General features: G+C 71.0%; 13 protein-coding genes and 1 pseudogene. 8 read left to right on the top strand and 6 right to left on the bottom strand.

Annotation, left to right across the window (positions count from 1 at the left end; translation table 11 throughout):
* Together AB0C20_RS28675 and AB0C20_RS28670 are read right to left on the bottom strand one after the other, a co-directional pair.
* Nucleotides 1-335 (bottom strand): annotated as a pseudogene (locus tag AB0C20_RS28675) (hypothetical protein); the annotation flags it as partial.
* Between the two features lie 814 nt (nucleotides 336-1,149).
* Nucleotides 1,150-1,533 (bottom strand): WhiB family transcriptional regulator, encoded by a 384-nt coding sequence (locus AB0C20_RS28670; RefSeq protein WP_091406539.1) that lies wholly within the window; start codon nucleotides 1,531-1,533, stop codon nucleotides 1,150-1,152.
* A gap of 253 nt (nucleotides 1,534-1,786) precedes the next feature.
* Between AB0C20_RS28670 and AB0C20_RS28665 the strand changes: the two genes are divergently transcribed.
* Nucleotides 1,787-2,602, top strand: coding sequence for a response regulator transcription factor (locus AB0C20_RS28665; RefSeq protein ID WP_357189813.1), 816 nt, complete (start codon nucleotides 1,787-1,789; stop codon nucleotides 2,600-2,602).
* Nucleotides 2,603-2,856: 254 nt separating this feature from the next.
* Here AB0C20_RS28665 and AB0C20_RS28660 read toward each other — a convergent pair whose 3' ends face one another.
* Nucleotides 2,857-3,276 carry a DUF5319 domain-containing protein gene (locus AB0C20_RS28660; RefSeq protein ID WP_030337860.1) on the bottom strand — a complete coding sequence of 140 codons (420 nt, stop codon included), beginning with the start codon at nucleotides 3,274-3,276 and terminating at the stop codon, nucleotides 2,857-2,859.
* Nucleotides 3,277-3,461: 185 nt separating this feature from the next.
* On the opposite strand from AB0C20_RS28660, the gene guaB reads away from it, so the two are divergent.
* Nucleotides 3,462-5,024 (top strand): IMP dehydrogenase, encoded by a 1,563-nt coding sequence (gene guaB / locus AB0C20_RS28655; RefSeq protein ID WP_357189815.1) that lies wholly within the window; start codon nucleotides 3,462-3,464, stop codon nucleotides 5,022-5,024.
* Nucleotides 5,025-5,054: 30 nt separating this feature from the next.
* Nucleotides 5,055-6,173: a GuaB3 family IMP dehydrogenase-related protein gene (locus AB0C20_RS28650; protein ID WP_357189817.1), complete on the top strand. Its 1,119-nt coding sequence runs from the start codon at nucleotides 5,055-5,057 to the stop codon at nucleotides 6,171-6,173.
* 71 nt (nucleotides 6,174-6,244) lie between these two features.
* Here AB0C20_RS28650 and AB0C20_RS28645 read toward each other — a convergent pair whose 3' ends face one another.
* Complete coding sequence (locus AB0C20_RS28645; RefSeq protein WP_357569106.1) at nucleotides 6,245-7,360, bottom strand: sugar phosphate isomerase/epimerase; 1,116 nt, start codon at nucleotides 7,358-7,360, stop codon at nucleotides 6,245-6,247.
* 239 nt (nucleotides 7,361-7,599) lie between these two features.
* On the opposite strand from AB0C20_RS28645, the gene AB0C20_RS28640 reads away from it, so the two are divergent.
* On the top strand, nucleotides 7,600-9,003 hold the full coding sequence (locus tag AB0C20_RS28640) for a M1 family metallopeptidase (protein ID WP_357569105.1): 1,404 nt from the start codon (nucleotides 7,600-7,602) through the stop codon (nucleotides 9,001-9,003).
* A 110-nt stretch (nucleotides 9,004-9,113) separates the two neighbouring features.
* The gene (locus AB0C20_RS28635; RefSeq protein ID WP_357189823.1) at nucleotides 9,114-10,574 is read left to right on the top strand and encodes a M1 family metallopeptidase; all 1,461 of its coding nucleotides are present in this window, start codon (nucleotides 9,114-9,116) and stop codon (nucleotides 10,572-10,574) included.
* A 7-nt stretch (nucleotides 10,575-10,581) separates the two neighbouring features.
* Here AB0C20_RS28635 and AB0C20_RS28630 read toward each other — a convergent pair whose 3' ends face one another.
* Nucleotides 10,582-11,700 carry an LCP family protein gene (locus AB0C20_RS28630; protein ID WP_357569104.1) on the bottom strand — a complete coding sequence of 373 codons (1,119 nt, stop codon included), beginning with the start codon at nucleotides 11,698-11,700 and terminating at the stop codon, nucleotides 10,582-10,584.
* A 145-nt stretch (nucleotides 11,701-11,845) separates the two neighbouring features.
* Between AB0C20_RS28630 and AB0C20_RS28625 the strand changes: the two genes are divergently transcribed.
* Entirely contained in the window at nucleotides 11,846-13,543 is a 1,698-nt protein-coding gene (locus AB0C20_RS28625; RefSeq protein WP_357189827.1) for a GMC family oxidoreductase, read from the top strand.
* Between the two features lie 143 nt (nucleotides 13,544-13,686).
* Nucleotides 13,687-15,243, top strand: coding sequence for a glutamine-hydrolyzing GMP synthase (gene guaA / locus AB0C20_RS28620; RefSeq protein WP_357189829.1), 1,557 nt, complete (start codon nucleotides 13,687-13,689; stop codon nucleotides 15,241-15,243).
* 7 nt (nucleotides 15,244-15,250) lie between these two features.
* On the opposite strand, the gene AB0C20_RS28615 is transcribed toward guaA, so the two are convergent.
* Nucleotides 15,251-15,619, bottom strand: a complete 369-nt coding sequence (locus tag AB0C20_RS28615) for a PspC domain-containing protein (RefSeq protein WP_357189831.1) — start codon at nucleotides 15,617-15,619, stop codon at nucleotides 15,251-15,253.
* Between the two features lie 143 nt (nucleotides 15,620-15,762).
* On the opposite strand from AB0C20_RS28615, the gene AB0C20_RS28610 reads away from it, so the two are divergent.
* Complete coding sequence (locus AB0C20_RS28610; RefSeq protein ID WP_357189833.1) at nucleotides 15,763-16,713, top strand: NUDIX domain-containing protein; 951 nt, start codon at nucleotides 15,763-15,765, stop codon at nucleotides 16,711-16,713.
* Nucleotides 16,714-17,057 lie beyond the last annotated feature (344 nt).

Raw genomic sequence — 17,057 nt, 5'->3', positions numbered from 1 at the left:
GAGTCGTGGTCGTTCATGTCGCCCAGGTGACCCAGGTTCTCCAGCTTCGACTCCTGCAGGCTCGTCGCGATCGAGATGACCGCGGCCCGCTCCGGGAGGCCGGCCTTCTTCGTGGCGGCGATGATCGCCTTCACGTTCGCGGTCTGCTCGCCGTTGAGGGTGATGTGGGACTGGTCGCCCTGCGGCTTCGGCGCCGCCGATTGCACGGCCACCGCGACGGGCTTGGCATCCACGGCCGGAGTGGCGGCGTGGGCGGCGATGGGGCCGGCGAACACACCACCGGCGAACGCGAGACCAGCAACGGACAGCATGCTCTTACGGAAGATCGTGTTCATGAGGGGTAGCTCCTTCGGGGGTAGAACACCCACACCGCCAAAAGGGGGGACGGCGGCAGGGTGTGAGCACCTCGTCCGGCGCTGCACAAACAAAGGGGAAAAAGTCTGAGGGGGTGACACCGTGTCGGGGTGTCGGGGTCGGCGACCTGCGAGCGGGGGGCTCGTGGCGCCGGGACCATGTGTAACGACCGGCGGGCCGGGGTCATTCCGGGGTTGGCCCACTCGCCAGCACCCTCATCGGGGCGGTGCCCGTCGGTCGTTCGCCGGGACTGCAACGACCCGGGGGCCAGGGTCATTCCGGGATTGGCCCACTCGCCGGCACCCTCGTCGTGGCGGTGCCTGTCGGTCGTTCGTGGGGACTGTAACGAGCGGGTGGAGGCTGGCATTCCAGCCTGCGCGACCAGCCCTCACGGTCGGGCAGGCGGGTCGGTGGTGCTGCGATCGTCAGGGTGTGTAACGACCCCGGCCCGGCCATGATTCCGGCCCGCGAGTGCATCCGGTCACCGGACAAAGACCGCGTACCTCGCAGCAGCCTAAGCTCTACACCCGGCCCGAATGCCCCAGAACGGACAAAACGGCCTGGGGCGTCTCCTCCGCCTGCCCCTCGAACCGGACACTCGGCTTGATCCACTCGGGGTCATTGAAGTCGGGGTGTCCGGGCCGGCGGGATGCCCCGACATCAAGAAACCCGAGTGGATCACGGCCTTGTCGGCGGCGACGGGGCCCTGGCGGCGGCGGGGAGGCCGCCTGAACGGCACGAAACCGCGCCCCCAGGATGAGGGCGCGGTTTCGTGGATGTTGGGGACGCCTCGGGTCAGGCGACGTTGCGTTGGGCCGGGACTGTCGACTTGTGCGGGCGGCCCAGCCGGGCCTCCAGCCGTGCCACGTCGACCCGGGCGTGCCGGCGGTCTGCCAGGTCCTCCCAGCCAACGGCGAGCAGTCGCAGGCGCTCCGACTCGCTGAAGCCGCCCCACACGCCGTAAGGCTCCCGTACCGACAGGGCGTGGGCGGCGCACTCGGCGCGAACCGGGCAGGCGCGGCAGACCGACTTGGCGGCGGACTCGCGACGCAGTCGGGAGGAACCACGCTCACCGTCGGGGTGGAAGAACTGGGCGCTGTCGCGCCCTCGGCAGGCACCGAGTCGCTGCCAGTCCCAGAGATCGACGATGGGTCCGGGCAGTCTACGTACGTTCGACATCAGCACCCCTCCTCCCGCGCGGCTCCGCGAGAATCCTTATGGCCGGCATCCGGGCGGCGGGCCGCGCAGGCGCACCGTTCCCGGCCTGGATCTCCCGGTACCCGGGCTGTCGTCAACTCACACGTGTGTGATCGAAAACGTCCGAGAAATTGCGGCTTTTGCCCCATCTGTCGGAAAAGTTCGAAGGATTGCCGGGAACCCCCTCCCCAGCCGACCGCGTCATGGTCTGCTCGTTGGCGGAGAGGAGACCACAGTGCGTACCGTTCTTGTGTGCGTTCGGACACCACTCGCGGCCCAGCACCTTACTTCTGCTGCCGCGCGGCTGGGGTTGTCCGCGATCGTTCGTACCGCCGTCTCTGATCCCGAGGTGATGCTGCGGCTGGCCGAGCGACCGGCCGACGTGGTCCTGGCCGACACGGCCCTCACCCGGCCGGACAGCGCCGGCTTCGTCCGTCGGGTGTTGGCGCGTGCGCCGCAGGCAGCGGTGCTGCTGCTCGGCACCGAGGAGTCCGAGGCCGCGGCTGCCACCATCAGCGCCGGCGCCCGGGGGCTCATCCAGAATGTCGACCATGACCTGACCAGCGCGGTGGCGAAGGCGCTACTGCTGCTCACCGCCCCCGGTCGAGCCTCCCGGCAGCGGATCACCGATCCGGCCCGCGACGCGGCGGCGGTGGGTGGCTCCGGCCGCTCCGGGCCGTCGCCGCGTGGTTCCGGTGAGCCCGGCTGGGCGGCCACGGCCGCCGACGGGCCAGCCGGGGTGGCGTCGGTGCCGGTGCAGCGGGGCGACGACGAGGCGGAGGCGGGGACCGGCGAGTCGCCGGCGCAGACCGAGCCGGGCCGTCCCACCCCGAACGCCCGACCCAGTCGGGCGTCGATCGGCCTCACCGAGCGTGAGCTTCAGGTGCTGCTCGGCATGGCCGAGGGCAAGAGCAACGCGGAGATCGGCCGGGAGCTGTTCGTCTCGGAGGACACCGTCAAGACGCACGCCCGCCGGTTGTTCCGCAAGCTTGGCGCCCGGGACCGGGCCCACGCGGTGGCTGCGGGCTTCCGCGCCGGTCTGGTCGCCTGACACACGCACGTCGCGCGCCTGCAGGGCACTCGGGCGCGCGGCATTGGGGTACGCCACGCGGCAGTAGGGCACCTGGGACGCGGCAGTGGGGTACGCCACCACGCGCCAGCAGGGCACGCTACGCGCCAGCAGGGCACGCTACGCGCCAGCAGGGAACCGGGGCGCGCGGCAGCAGGGCACGCCACGCGCCAGCCGAGCACCGGGGCGCGCGGCAGCAGGGCACGCGGCAGGGGGGAACCCGCCGTCCGGCGGCGTTACTTGGTGGCGGTCGGGGCGCCCGGCTCGTCCTCGGTGCCCTCGGACAGGGTGTCGTGCACCCCGTCCGCGTACCCCCGGGCGTAGTCCCAGGTCACGTAATGATCCGGGTCCGGGTCGTAGGCGGGTTCGTGAACCCGGGGCCGGCCCGAGTTGAGCAGGTGCCGCAGGTTGCCGCGGAGCAGGTCCCAGTCGAAGTAGTGCGGCTCGCGACAGTCCTCGCATTCGATCACCAGCCCGCGAACCCCGATCGGGGCCAGCAGAGCCTGGTAGATCTCCAGGTCAGCGAGGTCTTCCAGCACATCCTGCCGCTCGACGTCGGTCAGCGGATCCGGCGTCGCGTCATCGCCCGGGTCATCCAGACCCGCTGTCGGATCGGCCGGGTCGCCATTGAACGGGTCGATGGGCTCGTCGTGCACCCCCTCACCGTAGACCCAACGCGGCGCGAACGTCCGCCCCCCGGCCTGCGCGCGGCCCGGCCTGCCACGGACGGGGCGCCCAGCTCACTGGGTACGATGAGGCGACGTGCCGGCATCGTGGCGCGCTCCGGTGCCCGCCCGCGCCACCTCGCTGAAGCCCATCCGAGCAGCTCAGGGGAGCAATCGTGGAAAATTCGCCCAGCACCGATCTTCCGGCCGGCGGCGAGCACGCCGACCTGGGCGGCCACCTGCCCGAGCTGCCGGCCGGCTCCGCCCGGGTGGTTCCGCTCGGCCTCACCTTCGACGACGTGCTGCTCCAGCCGGGCGAGTCGGACGTGGTGCCCAGCCGGGTCAACACCCGGACGAAGCTCACCCGCAACATCGAGTTGTCCATTCCGCTGCTGTCCAGCGCTATGGACACTGTGACCGAGGCCCGGATGGCGATCGCCATGGCCCGCCAGGGCGGCATCGGCGTGCTGCACCGCAACCTCTCCCTGGAGGACCAGGCCCTCCAGGTCGACCTGGTGAAGCGCTCCGAGTCCGGCATGATCACCAACCCGGTGACCGCCAGCCCGGACGACACGCTGCGCGAGGTCGACGAGCTGTGCGGGCGTTACCGCATCTCCGGTGTTCCAGTGGTGGACGGCGACGGCCAGCTGGTCGGCATCGTCACCAACCGGGACATGCGTTTCGTCTCCGAGCCGAACACCCCGGTTCGGGAGATCATGACCCACACCCCGCTGGTCACCGCGCGGGTCGGGGTGAGCAAGGACGACGCTCTGGCGCTGCTGCGTCAGCACAAGGTCGAGAAGCTGCCGATCGTCGACGACTCGGGCCGGCTGCGTGGCCTGATCACCGTGAAGGACTTCACCAAGAGCGAGCAGTACCCGGACGCCAGCAAGGACGACGCCGGCCGGCTGCGGGTCGCCGCCGCCATCGGTGTGGGCGAGGACGCGTATAAGCGGGCCCGTGCCCTGGTCGACGCGGGCGTCGACGTGCTGATCGTGGACACCGCGCACGGTCACCAGCGGGCCGTGCTGGACATGGTCCGCCGGCTCAAGGCCGACGTGACCGTCGACATCATGGGCGGCAACGTGGCCACGTACGCCGGCGCCAAGGCGCTTGTCGACGCCGGCGCCGACGGCGTCAAGGTGGGCGTGGGGCCGGGCGCGATCTGCACCACCCGGATCGTCGCCGGGGTCGGCGTGCCGCAGGTGACAGCGATCATGGAGGCGGCCCGGGCCGCCCGCCCGGCCGGCGTGCCGGTGATCGGCGACGGTGGCATTCAATATTCCGGCGACATCGCCAAGGCCCTGGTGGCCGGCGCCGACACGGTGATGCTCGGCAGCCTGCTGGCCGGTTGCGAGGAGAGCCCCGGCGAGCTGATCTTCGTCAACGGTAAGCAGTTCAAGACGTACCGCGGGATGGGGTCGCTCGGCGCTATGCAGTCCCGGGGTCAGGCCAAGTCGTACAGCAAGGACCGTTACTTCCAGCAGGACGTGCTCAGCGACGACAAGCTGGTCCCCGAGGGCGTGGAGGGTCAGGTGCCCTACCGGGGGCCGCTGTCCCGGGTCGCCCACCAGCTGGTCGGCGGGCTGCGGCTGGCCATGGGGTACGCCGGTGCGGAGAACATCCCCGACCTGCACCGCCGGGGCCAGCTCATCCGGATCACCGCGGCTGGTCTGAAGGAGAGCCACCCGCACGACATCCAGATGACCGTCGAGGCGCCCAACTACCACACCCGCTGACCCAACACCCCCAACCACCTGGAGTCCCCCATGCGTGACGTGGTCGAGATCGGGCTGGGCAAGACCGCGCAGCGCGGCTACCACCTGGACGACATCGCCATCGTGCCGAGCCGCCGTACCCGGGACGTCGACGACGTCTCGACGTCGTGGCAGCTCGACGCGTACCCGTTCGGCATTCCGTGCGTCGGCCACCCCTCCGACGCCACCATGAGCCCGGCCTCGGCGGTGCGGCTCGGCGAGCTCGGCGGCCTCGGCGTGCTCAACGTCGAGGGGCTCTGGACCCGCTACGAGAACCCGACCAAGGTGCTGGACGAGCTGGCCGGCCTCGACGAGGAGGCCCGCGCCACCAAGCGGCTCCAGGAGGTGTACGCCGAGCCGATCCGTCCGGACCTGATCGCGGAGCGGGTCCGCGAGCTGCGCGCCGGTGGCGGCACTGTGGCGGTGCGGGTCTCCCCGCAGCACACCCTCGCGCTGGCGCCGGTGATCCTGGACGCCGGGGTGGACATCCTGGTCATCCAGGGCACCATCGTCTCGGCCGAGCACGTGTCGACCACCGACGAGCCGCTGAACCTCAAGGAGTTCATCGCCGACCTCGACCTGCCGGTGATCGTCGGCGGCTGCACCGACTACAAGACGGCGCTGCACCTGATGCGTACCGGCGCGGCCGGCGTGATCGTGGGTATCGGTGGCGACGAGTGGTCGACCACCGAGTCGGTGCTGGGCATCCGGGTGCCGATGGCCACCGCGATCGCCGACGCCGCAGCGGCCCGCCGTGACTACCTGGACGAGACCGGCGGCCGGTACGTGCACCTGATCGCCGACGGTGACATCCAGACCTCGGGCGACATCGCCAAGGCGCTCGGCTGCGGCGCGGACGCGGTGATGCTCGGTGAGCCGCTGTCGCTCTGCGACGAGGCCCCCGCCGGCGGCGCGTGGTGGCACTCGGCGGCGAGTCACCCGTCGTTGCCCCGGGGTGCCTTCGAGGTCTCCGGTGAGCCGCTCGGGTCGATGGAGCAGCTCCTCTTCGGGCCGGCGGACGAGGCCGACGGCCAGCTCAACCTGTTCGGTGGGCTGCGTCGGGCGATGGCCAAGTGCGGTTACCGTGACCTGAAGGAGTTCCAGAAGGTCGGTCTGGTCCTCGACCGCTGACCGATCCGTCAGACGCCCGAAGGCCGGCCCTGCAGCAGACGGGGCCGGCCTTCGTCGCGTTCAGCGCGGAGTCACTTCTCCACGTAGATGGTCAGGTCGGACATGTTCTGGTAGCTGGTCGCCGCGAAGTCGAGCGACTGGCCCTTGTTGTCCGCACCGCCGGGGGCGGTGTCCATCTCCCAGTTGGCGTGGTGGAAGTTGCGCTCGCCGATGGTCTGGAAGAACTGCTGGAAGTTGAGGTCGCCGTCGCCCAGCGGGGTCATCTGGTACCCGTTGGGCACGCTGGTGTCCCGGTCGCCGTCCTTGGCGTGGAAGAGCGGGAACCGGGTGGTCCGGTCGGCCACGGTGAGGATCGGGTCGAACAGGTCGGTCACCTCCTGGCCGGCCGGGTTGACGTACTTCTGGTGCTTGTAACGGGCCACGTAGGCCCAGTAGATGTCCAGTTCGAAGAAGACGTACCGCGGGTCGGTGATCTCGAAGAAGTACTCCAGTCGGCGGATGCCGGAGGACCGGGTCTGCCGGCCCTGCGCGTCGCGCGGGCCCCGGTCGATGAGGAAGTTGTACGCGGCGTCGTGGTTGTGCGTGTAGAGCCGCATGCCCCGGGCCTTGGCCTGCCGGCCCAACTCGTTCCAGATGTCCGCGGCGGCGTCCCACTCGGCCTTGTACGCGCTACTCGTCGGGTCGCTGCCGGTGCCGATGTTCTTCATGCCGAGTTCCTCGGCGATGTCCAGCTGTTGCTGGAAGGTGGCCGGCTGGATGGAGGCGTGGGTGCCGTTGGCCACCAGACCGTTGTCGTCGAGGATCTTGCGGATCTCGGCGGGGGTGATCTGCCGGCCCAGGATCTCGGTGCTCTGGGTGTAGCCGGCGAACTCGATCTCCTTGTAACCGATCTCGGCGAGTCGGGCGAGGACGCGCTCGAAGCCGTACGGCACGCCGCTGTCGTCGGGCGCGGCGGTGATCCGGTCGCGGACGCTGTAGAGGATGATGCCGCGGTTCCTGGCCGGGATCAGTGGCTCCACCCGCAGCTTGCTCGCGTTGCCGGGGTTGGCGAGCGCGGGGGTGCCGGTGGCGAGGACGGGTAGGCCGGCCGCGCCGATGGCGGCGGCGGCGCCTGCGGAGGCGGCGAGCAGGGATCGGCGGCTGAGCCGGCCGGTGGGGGTGGCGTCGGGGGCGGTGTGGTCTGGCATGGTTCCACCTTTCGCGACGGTGGTCGGAGATCGACACTAACGTCGGTCTAAGTCGAAAGAAAGGTTCGATCGATGGCAGCTTTTGTTCGATTCGACGAAAGTTACTGATGATCGTCGATACCGGCCGCACGGCCCGCGATGCTGACTACGCTCGTGCTGACGCAACGCAGATGAAGGGCCGCAACGCCCGCAGAAGGCCGCAACGCCGCAGGAGGCCGGGTGCCGCAGGAGGGGTGGGCATGGTCCTGACCGGACGGAGACTGCGCCTCGCCGCGCTGACCTGCGCGATCGGGCTGGCCGCCACCGGTTGCACCGGCGACGACAGCGACGGCTTCCGGCCCGGTGCCGCCGACGTCGGCGACCCGTACGTGCCGGGGCACGGCAACGGCGGGTACGACGTCGGGCACTACGGCCTCGACGTCCGCTACGACCCGTCGACCGACCGGCTGACCGGTCGAGCCATCATCGCGGCCACCACCACGCAGGATCTGTCCCGGTTCAACCTGGACCTTGTCGGCCTGGAGGTCCGCGCGGTCAGAGTGGATGACGCGGCCGCCGAGCATCGGCGCGGCGACGGCGAGTTGGTGGTGACGCCCCGCGACGGGGTGCCGCGCGGCCGGCAGTTCACTGTGACCGTCGAGTACGCGGGCGTTCCCACGGCCGTCGACGACGGGGCGTTGGGCAGCGGCGGCTTCCTGCACACCGCCGACGGCGCGGTGGCGCTCGGCCAACCCGACTCGGCCGCCACCTGGTTCCCGGTCAACGACCACCCGTCGGACAAGGCCACCTACGACCTGGCGGTGACCGTCCCGGACGGCCTGGCCGCGCTGAGCAACGGCGTACCCGGGCCGAAGAGCAGCGCCGACGGCTGGACCACCTGGCGTTGGTCGGAGCGCGCGCCGATGGCCAGTTACCTGAGCACGCTCGTGATCGGTGACTACCGGGTGGTGACCGGCACGCACGCCGGCCGGCCGATGGTCACGGCGGTGGCCGCGAGCCTGCCGGCGACCGGCGGCGCGGCGGCCTCGCTGGCCCGCACCGGCGCGATCGTCGACTTCCTGACCAGCCGCTTCGGCCCGTACCCGTTCGACTCGTACGGGGGGATCGTGATCGCCGACGACCGGATCGGGTACGCGCTGGAGACCCAGTCCCGTCCGGTCTACGGGCCTGGCTTCTTCGCTGACGACCGGCCGAACCCGAGCGTCGTCGCGCACGAACTGGCGCACCAGTGGTTCGGCGACAGCGTGTCGCTGACCAGGTGGAGCGACATCTGGCTCAACGAGGGCTTCGCCAGCTACGCCGAGTGGTTGTGGGAGGAGCACGACGGCGGCCGGACCGCCCAGCGCAACTTCGAGATCCAGTACGCGGCAACCGACTGGACGCAGCCGTCGGTCGAGCCGGGCCGGGAGCAGATGTTCGGCTCGGCGGTCTACAAGCGCGGGGCGCTGGCCGTGCACGCGTTGCGCCGGACCGTCGCTGACGACCTCTTCTTCCGCATCCTGCGCACCTGGACCAGCGAGCGGGCGGCGGGCAACGCGACCACCGCGGACCTCGTCGCGCTGGCCGAGCGGGTCGCCGGGCGGCAACTGCGTCCGTTCTTCGACGCCTGGTTGGTGGGTGGGTCGGCCCCCACACTGCCGTGACCCGGCCCCGCTGCCCGGTCGATATGCTGCCGCCTGCGAACGGCGGGTAGGCGCCCGTTCGCGCGGGACGGCAAAGGCCGTGACCGGCCACCGTGCGGGAAGGGTGTGGGATGCGCGGGACGCGGCACAGACGACTGCGAGTGGCTGCCGGCCTGCTGGTGACCGGTGCGCTCACACTGTCTGGATGCGACTCGGCGGGCCCGGAGACGGCCCCACCACCGAGCGCGTCCCCCACGCCGGCGCGGACGTTCACAGCGGGCGCCGACGGGGTCGGTGACGCCTACTTCCCGACCTACGGCAACGGCGGCTACGACGTCGGCCGGTACACGGTGAAGGTGCGCTACGACCCGGCCAAGGACCAGTTGACGGGTACGACCACAGTGCGGGCCACCGCGACAGCCGACCTGTCGACGTTCAACCTCGACCTGGCCGGTCTGACCGTCAGCGCGGTCACGGTGGACGGCGTACCGGCGGCCCACAGCCGCAAGCGGAACGAGTTGGTGATCAAGCCGGCTTCCGGCCTCATCAACGGCAACGGGTTCGTCGCCGAGATCACCTACGCGGGCAAGCCGAAGCCGCTGAAGAACGAGGCGCTCGGTGATGGCGGCTTCCTGCACACCGCCGACGGTGCCATCGCGTTGGGTCAGCCCGAGTCGGCCAGCACCTGGTTCCCGGTCAACGACCACCCGTCGGACAAGGCTGCCTACGACTTCGAGGTCACCGTTCCGGACGGCCTGACCGCGATCAGCAACGGCGTTCCCGGCGGGAAGACCAGCACTGGCGGTTGGACCACCTGGAAGTGGTCGGAGAAGTCGCCGATGGCCAGCTATCTGAGCACGCTGGTGATCGGCAAGTTCCGGATCACCACCGGCGAGCACAAGGGCCGCCCGGTCTACAACGCGGTCACCACCACCGAGGCCAAGGGCAACGCGGACGCGTCGATCGCGCAGACCGTCGCGGTGGCCGACTACCTGGAGAGTGTGTTCGGGCCGTACCCGTTCGACGCGTACGGCGGGGTGGTGATCTCCGACAGCCGGATCTCCTACGCCCTGGAGACGCAGAGCCGACCGGTGTACGCGGCGAGCTTCTTCAGGCAGGGCGAGAACACCGAGGTCGTCGCGCACGAGCTGGCCCACCAGTGGTTCGGCGACAGCGTCGCGTTGGCCAGGTGGGAGGACATCTGGCTCAACGAGGGTTTCGCGACGTACGCGGAGTGGCTCTGGGCCGAGCACACCAGGGCGTACACCGCCAAGGAGGCGTTCGACAGCCGGTACGCCAGCATGTCCGCGCAGGTGTGGCAGACGCCGCCGGGCAAGCCGGGCGTGGAGAAGCTGTTCAGCGAGTCGGTCTACCAGCGCGGCGGGATGACACTGCACGCCCTGCGGGTGGCCGTCGGCGACAAGGCGTTCTTCGAGATCGTCAAGACCTGGGCGGCGGAGAAGCGCGACGGCACCGCCACCACTGCCGAGTTCGTGGCAGTGGCCGAGCGGATCTCCGGCAAGCAGCTCGACGCGATCTTCGACGCCTGGCTCTACGGCACCAAGAAGCCGGCCCTGCCCAAGCGGCTCTGAGTGGCTGTCAGTTCTTGACGACCAGTTTGGGGTGGGCGGCCAGGTAGGCGTCGGCGCGGCCGGCGCGGAGTTCGGTGAGGAACTTGCGGCCCTCGGTGGTCAGCTGTTCACCCCGGTAGGCGCTGCCCTTGCCGACGCCGGAACCGGGCAGCCCGACCAGCGTGAAACGGTTCTCCGGCAGGCCACTGAGGGCGTACGCGATGTCCACGATCCGGCGCCCGCCCACGTAGACAAGCGTGTCGCCGAGCGCGGAGACCACCTGGTCGACGCGCTCGGGTTGCTTGGCCAGGCCCTCGTCGAGGATCTTGCGGGTCATCGCCCGGATCAGCTGCTGCTGGTGGCGCTGCCGCGCGTAGTCACCGCCGGTGATGTAGCGCTGCCGCGAGTAGTCCAGCGCCTGCCAGCCGTTGAGGTGCTGCTCGCCCTTCTCGTAGACCTGCTGCGGCCCCTTGTAGCCGCCCGGCGCGCTCTCCCGGTACTTGCCGTCCGGTCGGCGGTGCAGCGACTCGACCCGCTGGTCGACGTAGATGTCCACCCCACCCAGGGCGTCGACCAGCCGATCGAACCCGTTGAAGGTCAGCACCGCACCCGCGTCGATGCGCAGCCCGGTGTAACCGCTGACAGTGCTGCGCAGCAGCTCGTACCCCTGGGCGGTGCTGGGTTGTTTGGGTTTGCCCGGCACCCGGCTGCCGAAGCTCATCGCGTGCGTGAGTTTGGTCTTGCCGCCCTTGTAGCCGGCCTTCGGGAACGCCGGGATGTCCACCACCAGGTCGCGGGGGAGCGAGAAGAGGTACGCCCGATCTAGCCCCTTGGGTACGTGCAGCACCAGCACGGCGTCCGAGTGCGGCTCCCACCCGGGCACGCTGACCCGGGTGTCCACACCGACCAGCAGAAGGTTGAGCGGGCCGGTGATGTCCGCGCCCGGCGGTGGGCCGCTGGGGCTCGGGGTCGGCGTGCCGACCGGCGACGGGGTCGGTGAGCCGGCCACTGGACCACCGCCCGGCTTGTTGTCGCCGGTCCGCCGGGTGATCACCACGGTGCCGGCCGCGATCAGCGCGACGACGGCGAGGGCCGCCAACCCCAGCAGCAGCCACCGTCGGCGCGGCGCCATCGACCCGAGAACCATGTTGGATTCCTCCCACCCGTCTGGTGAACAACGCTCCGACGGGTGCTCCGGGTTGCGGCCGGAAGACGCCGGGTCGGTCGGCCGGAGCATGATCGCGCGAAAAGTGCCGCTGGCGCGAGCGCTACTCGCGAGTAATGATGCGTCCATGCGGTACGACGTGGTCGTCATCGGGTCCGGCTTCGGTGGCAGCGTCACCGCGCTCCGACTGGCCGAGAAGGGCTACTCGGTAGCGGTGCTGGAAGCCGGCCGCCGCTTCGCCGACGACGAGTTCCCGCAGACGTCCTGGCGGGTCCGCCGGTTCCTCTGGGCACCGAAGCTGGGCTGCTACGGCATCCAACGGCTCACCCTGCTCCGCCCGGCCGACAGGCGATCCGGCGGCGGAGTGCTGGTGCTCTCCGGCGCCGGGGTGGGCGGCGGTTCGCTGGTCTACGCGAACACCCTCTACGAACCCCTGCCGGCCTTCTACAGCGACCCGCAGTGGCGGGACATCACCGACTGGCGCGACGAGTTGGCCCACCACTACGACCAGGCGAAACGAATGCTCGGCGTCACCACGTACCCGGTGCACACCGGCGCGGACCGCGCCATGCGCGCGGTGGCCGAGCGGATGGGGGTGGGGCACACCTTCCACGCCACCCCGGTGGGCGTGCACATCGGCAGGCCCGGCCAGCGGGTCGCCGACCCGTACTTCGGAGGTGCCGGCCCGGAACGCACCGGCTGCCTGCACTGCGGCTCGTGCATGACCGGCTGCCGGCACGGTGCGAAGAACACGCTGGTGAAGAACTACCTCTGGCTCGCCGAACGGCTCGGGGTCACGGTCCGTCAGTTGACCACTGTGACGGCCGTCCGGCCCGCCGACGACGGTGGGTACGAGGTGCACACCGAACGCACCGGCGCCTGGCTGCGCAAGGGGCGGCAGGTCATCCACGCCGACCAGGTGGTCTTCGCCGCCGGGGCGCTCGGCACCCAGCGGCTGCTGCACGGAATGCGGGCCGACGGTGCGCTACCCGGGCTCTCGCCGCGCCTCGGCGAGCTGACCCGGACGAACTCGGAAGCCATCCTCGGTGCCTCGGTGCCACGCCAGCGGGCCCGGTCCGAGCGGTTGGACTACACCGAGGGGGTGGCCATCACCAGCTCGTTCCACCCCGACCCGCAGACACACATCGAGCCGGTCCGCTACGGGCGGGGCTCCAACGCGATGGGGCTGCTCCAGTCGCTGCTTGTCGACGGCGGCCCGCACCGGATACGCCGTTGGCTGGGCAGCATCGTGCGGCAGCCCCGGTTGGCCGCGCGGATGCTGTCGGTACGCGGCTGGTCGGAACGGACGGTGATCGCCCTGGTCATGCAGTCAGTGGACAACTCGCTGACCACCCGGTGGCGGCGTGGCCCGCTCGGCCGCAGGTTGGTCACCGGCCCGGGTCACGGCACCCCCAGCCCCACCTGGATCCCGGCCGGCAACACCGCCGCCCGAATGCTCGCCGACGAGATCGGCGGCACCCCCGGCGGCTCACTCACCGAACCCTTCGACATCCCGATGACAGCGCACATCCTGGGCGGGGCGGTCATCGGCGCCACCCCGGCCGACGGGGTGATCGACGCCTGGCACCGGGTGTACGGGCACCTCGGGCTGCACGTGGTCGACGGCGCGGCCGTCTCGGCCAACCTGGGCGTGAACCCGTCCCTGACGATCACCGCGCAGGCGGAACGAGCGATGTCCTTCTGGCCCAACAAGGGCGACAAGGACCCCCGCCCGGCGCTCGGCTCCCCGTACCGCCGTCTGCCCGCCGTACCCCCAAGAAGCCCGGCCGTCCCGGCGGACGCCCCGGGCGCGCTGCGGCCCTGACCCCCGGCGATCTTGCAGTTTCGGTCGTCGTCTTGTGGCTTATGCGTCTTTTGTCGGGACGGAAAGTGCAAGATCGCGGGGAGAGTGGATTGTCGGCGAGCCGGTGCCGGGAAGGGCCGTGACTGTCGGTAGGCTTCGTGCACATGAGCCTGCCTCGCCCCGTCCTCGTGGTGGACTTCGGAGCCCAGTACGCCCAGCTCATCGCCCGCCGGGTCCGTGAGGCGAAGGTCTACTCCGAGATCGTGCCGCACTCGATGCCGATCGCCGAGATGCTGGCGAAGAACCCCGCCGCGATCATCCTCTCCGGTGGCCCGGCCAGCGTCTACGCGCCGGACGCGCCGCAGATCGACGCGGGCGTGTTCAATGCCGACGTGCCGGTCTTCGGCATCTGCTACGGCTTCCAGGCGATGGCCCAGGCGCTCGGCGGCACTGTCACCAGGACCGGCAACCGTGAGTACGGCGGCACTCCGCTGCGTCCACGCCTCCTCGACCCGGGTGTGCTGCTGCGTGACCTGCCGGCGGACCTGCCGGTCTGGATGAGCCACGGCGACTGCGTCACCGAGGCGCCCGAGGGCTTCACAGTGACCGCCGAGTCGGCGGGTGCGCCGGTCGCCGCCTTCGAGGACCTGGCCGGCCGCCGGGCCGGCGTGCAGTTCCACCCGGAGGTCGGGCACACCGCGCACGGCCAGGAGATGCTGACCCGCTTCCTCTACGACATCGCCGGCATCGAGCCGACCTGGACGCCCGAGAACATCATCGACGAGCAGGTCGCCCGGATCCGCGCTCAGATCGGCGACAAGGAGGTCATCTGCGGCCTCTCCGGCGGGGTGGACTCGGCGGTCGCCGCGGCGCTCGTGCACAAGGCCGTCGGTGACCAGCTCACCTGCGTCTTCGTCGATCACGGCCTGCTGCGCGCCGGCGAGGCCGAGCAGGTGGAGAAGGACTACGTCAGCGCCACCGGCATCAAGCTGAAGGTGGTCGACGCCACCGACCGGTTCCTCGGCGCGCTCGCCGGGGTGACCGACCCGGAGCAGAAGCGCAAGATCATTGGTCGGGAGTTCATCAGGGTCTTCGAGGCCGCGGCCCGCGAGATCGCCGCGCACGGCGACGTCGAGTTCCTCGTCCAGGGCACCCTCTACCCCGATGTGGTGGAGTCCGGCGGCGGCACCGGCACCGCCAACATCAAGAGCCACCACAATGTCGGCGGCCTTCCGGAAGACCTGAAGTTCGCGCTGGTCGAGCCGCTGCGCACCCTGTTCAAGGACGAGGTTCGGACTCTCGGCCTGCAACTGGGCCTGCCCGAGGCGATGGTCTGGCGGCACCCGTTCCCCGGCCCCGGTCTGGCCATCCGGATCATCGGCGCTGTCGACCAGGAGCGCCTCGACCTGCTCCGCCAGGCCGACCTGATCGCCCGCGAGGAGCTGACGGCCGCCGGCCTCGACCGAGGCGTCTGGCAGTTCCCGGTAGTGCTGCTCGCCGACGTGCGCAGCGTCGGCGTCCAGGGAGACGGGCGCAGCTACGGGCACCCCGTGGTGCTGCGCCCGGTCTCCAGCGAGGACGCGATGACCGCCGACTGGTCCCGGCTGCCCTACGACGTCGTGGCCCGGATCTCCACCCGGATCACCAACGAGGTCGCCGAGGTCAACCGGGTGGTCCTGGACGTCACCAGCAAGCCGCCGGGCACCATCGAGTGGGAGTGAGCGCCGCTCAGGCCGCCGGCGGCGGGCTGGACGGGGTCGTCGGCGGGTAGGACGGCGTCGGGCCGTACCCCTGCGGTGGCCCGCCGGGCGCGGGCCCGGCGGTGGGCGGCGGGCCGTTCTGCGGCGCGACGCCCGCGGTGTGCGGCCAGGCCGGCGCGCCGGTGGGCTCCTCCGGCATCAGGAACCACATGATCGGGTACGCGAACAGCGCGAGCCCGCCGGTGAGCAGGCCGGTGACCGCGAAGATCACGCGGACCAGTGTCGGATCGACGGCGAAGTAGCGGCCGACGCCGCTGGCGACCCCGGCGACCATGCGGTCGGTGGTGGGTCGCCGAAGCTGCTTGTACGGGGCACGGGGAGCGGTGGTCGATGTCATACCCCCACGGTCCGCGCTGGCGCCCGGTCCGCCCTCGGTGACCGCCCGGATCCTTACCCTGACCAATCCCTGACCGGTGCCAGATAGTCAGGAATCCGACTCTTTTCCGTTCCGGTAACCCGGCCCGGGGAGAATTTGCTTCCGTGACCACCTTGCTCAAGCCGCTCCGCAGGATCGCGGCATACGCAGTTTGTGCTGATTCAAGCGGCCGAGTCTTGCTGGTCCGCGCATCGGAGCGCTCCGGCACCCCCGGCGCGTGGTCGCTGCCCGGCGGGGCTGTCGACCACGGCGAGGACCCGAACCACACAGTCGTCCGCGAGACCGCCGCCGAAACCGGCCTCTCCGTCGCCGTCTCCGGCCTCGCCGACGTGCTCGCCGACATGCGGGCACTCCCCGACCGCGGCATCACCATCCACACCGACCGGCTGATCTACCGGGTGGCAGTGCGTGGTGGCACCCTCGCCGACCGGGTCGGCGAGCGCCCCACCGACCTGGCCCGGTGGTACACCCTCGACGAGGCGCGCGAGCTGCCGCTGCGCTCGTTCACCGCACGCGCCCTCGGGCTGCCCCCCTCCTCGGCCGACGTGGTGCCCGACGAGGCACCCGAGTTCCCCTCCTTCTACGCCGTGCCCGGCCCCGACGGGCTGCACCGGGCCCAGCGCTTCGCCGCGTACGCGGTCTGCACCGACCCCGCCGGCCGAGTGCTGCTCACCCGCATCTCCGACGGCTACCCCGGCGCTGGCTGCTGGCACCTGCCCGGCGGCGGCACCGACTACGGCGAACAGCCCGGCGCGGCACTCATCCGAGAGCTGATCGAAGAAACCGGCCAGGCCGGCCGCCTCGTCGAGCTGCTCGGCGTCGCCAGCCACCGCGACGCCGCCTCACTCGGCCCCGAGGGCTACCCGATCGACTGGCACGGCGTACGCGCCTTCTACCGGGTCGTCGTCGACCAGCCCAACCCACTGACAGTGGCCGACGTGGGCGGCTCCACCTGCGAGGCCCGCTGGTTCGGCCGCGAAGAGCTGGGCGCCCTCCCCACCGACCGCCTCACCGAGGTGACCGCCGAAGCAGTCCAAGCCGCCCAACTCACCTGACCCCCGACCGGTCCCCGAGGCGCCAGCGCCGTGCCGCGCCCTCGGGTCTCGGGTCTCGGGTCTCGCGCCTCGGGTCTCGGGTCTCGCGCCGTCGGGCGTCGCGCCGTCGCGCCTCGGGCCTCGGGCCTCGGGCCTCGGGCCTCGGGCCTCGGGCCTCGGGCCTCGGCCGTGGATACCGGGGGGGTGATGGTGTGGGGCGTGCCGGCGGTCTGCCAGGTCCTCCTAGCCAACGGCGAGCAGTCGCAGGCGCTCCGACTCGCTGCTCGAACTCGACCGTCGCGGCCTCTCGGGCGAGCAGCTCCAGGAACTCCACCGGCGAAGACATGGTCGACATTGTGCTCAGC

It is taken from the genome of Micromonospora sp. NPDC048843 (genome assembly GCF_040649965.1).
In the GTDB taxonomy this organism is placed as follows: Bacteria; Actinomycetota; Actinomycetes; order Mycobacteriales; family Micromonosporaceae; genus Micromonospora; species Micromonospora hortensis.
The sequence above is the reverse complement of the archived record's forward strand: the minus strand, read 5'-3'. Positions and strand labels throughout refer to the sequence as shown.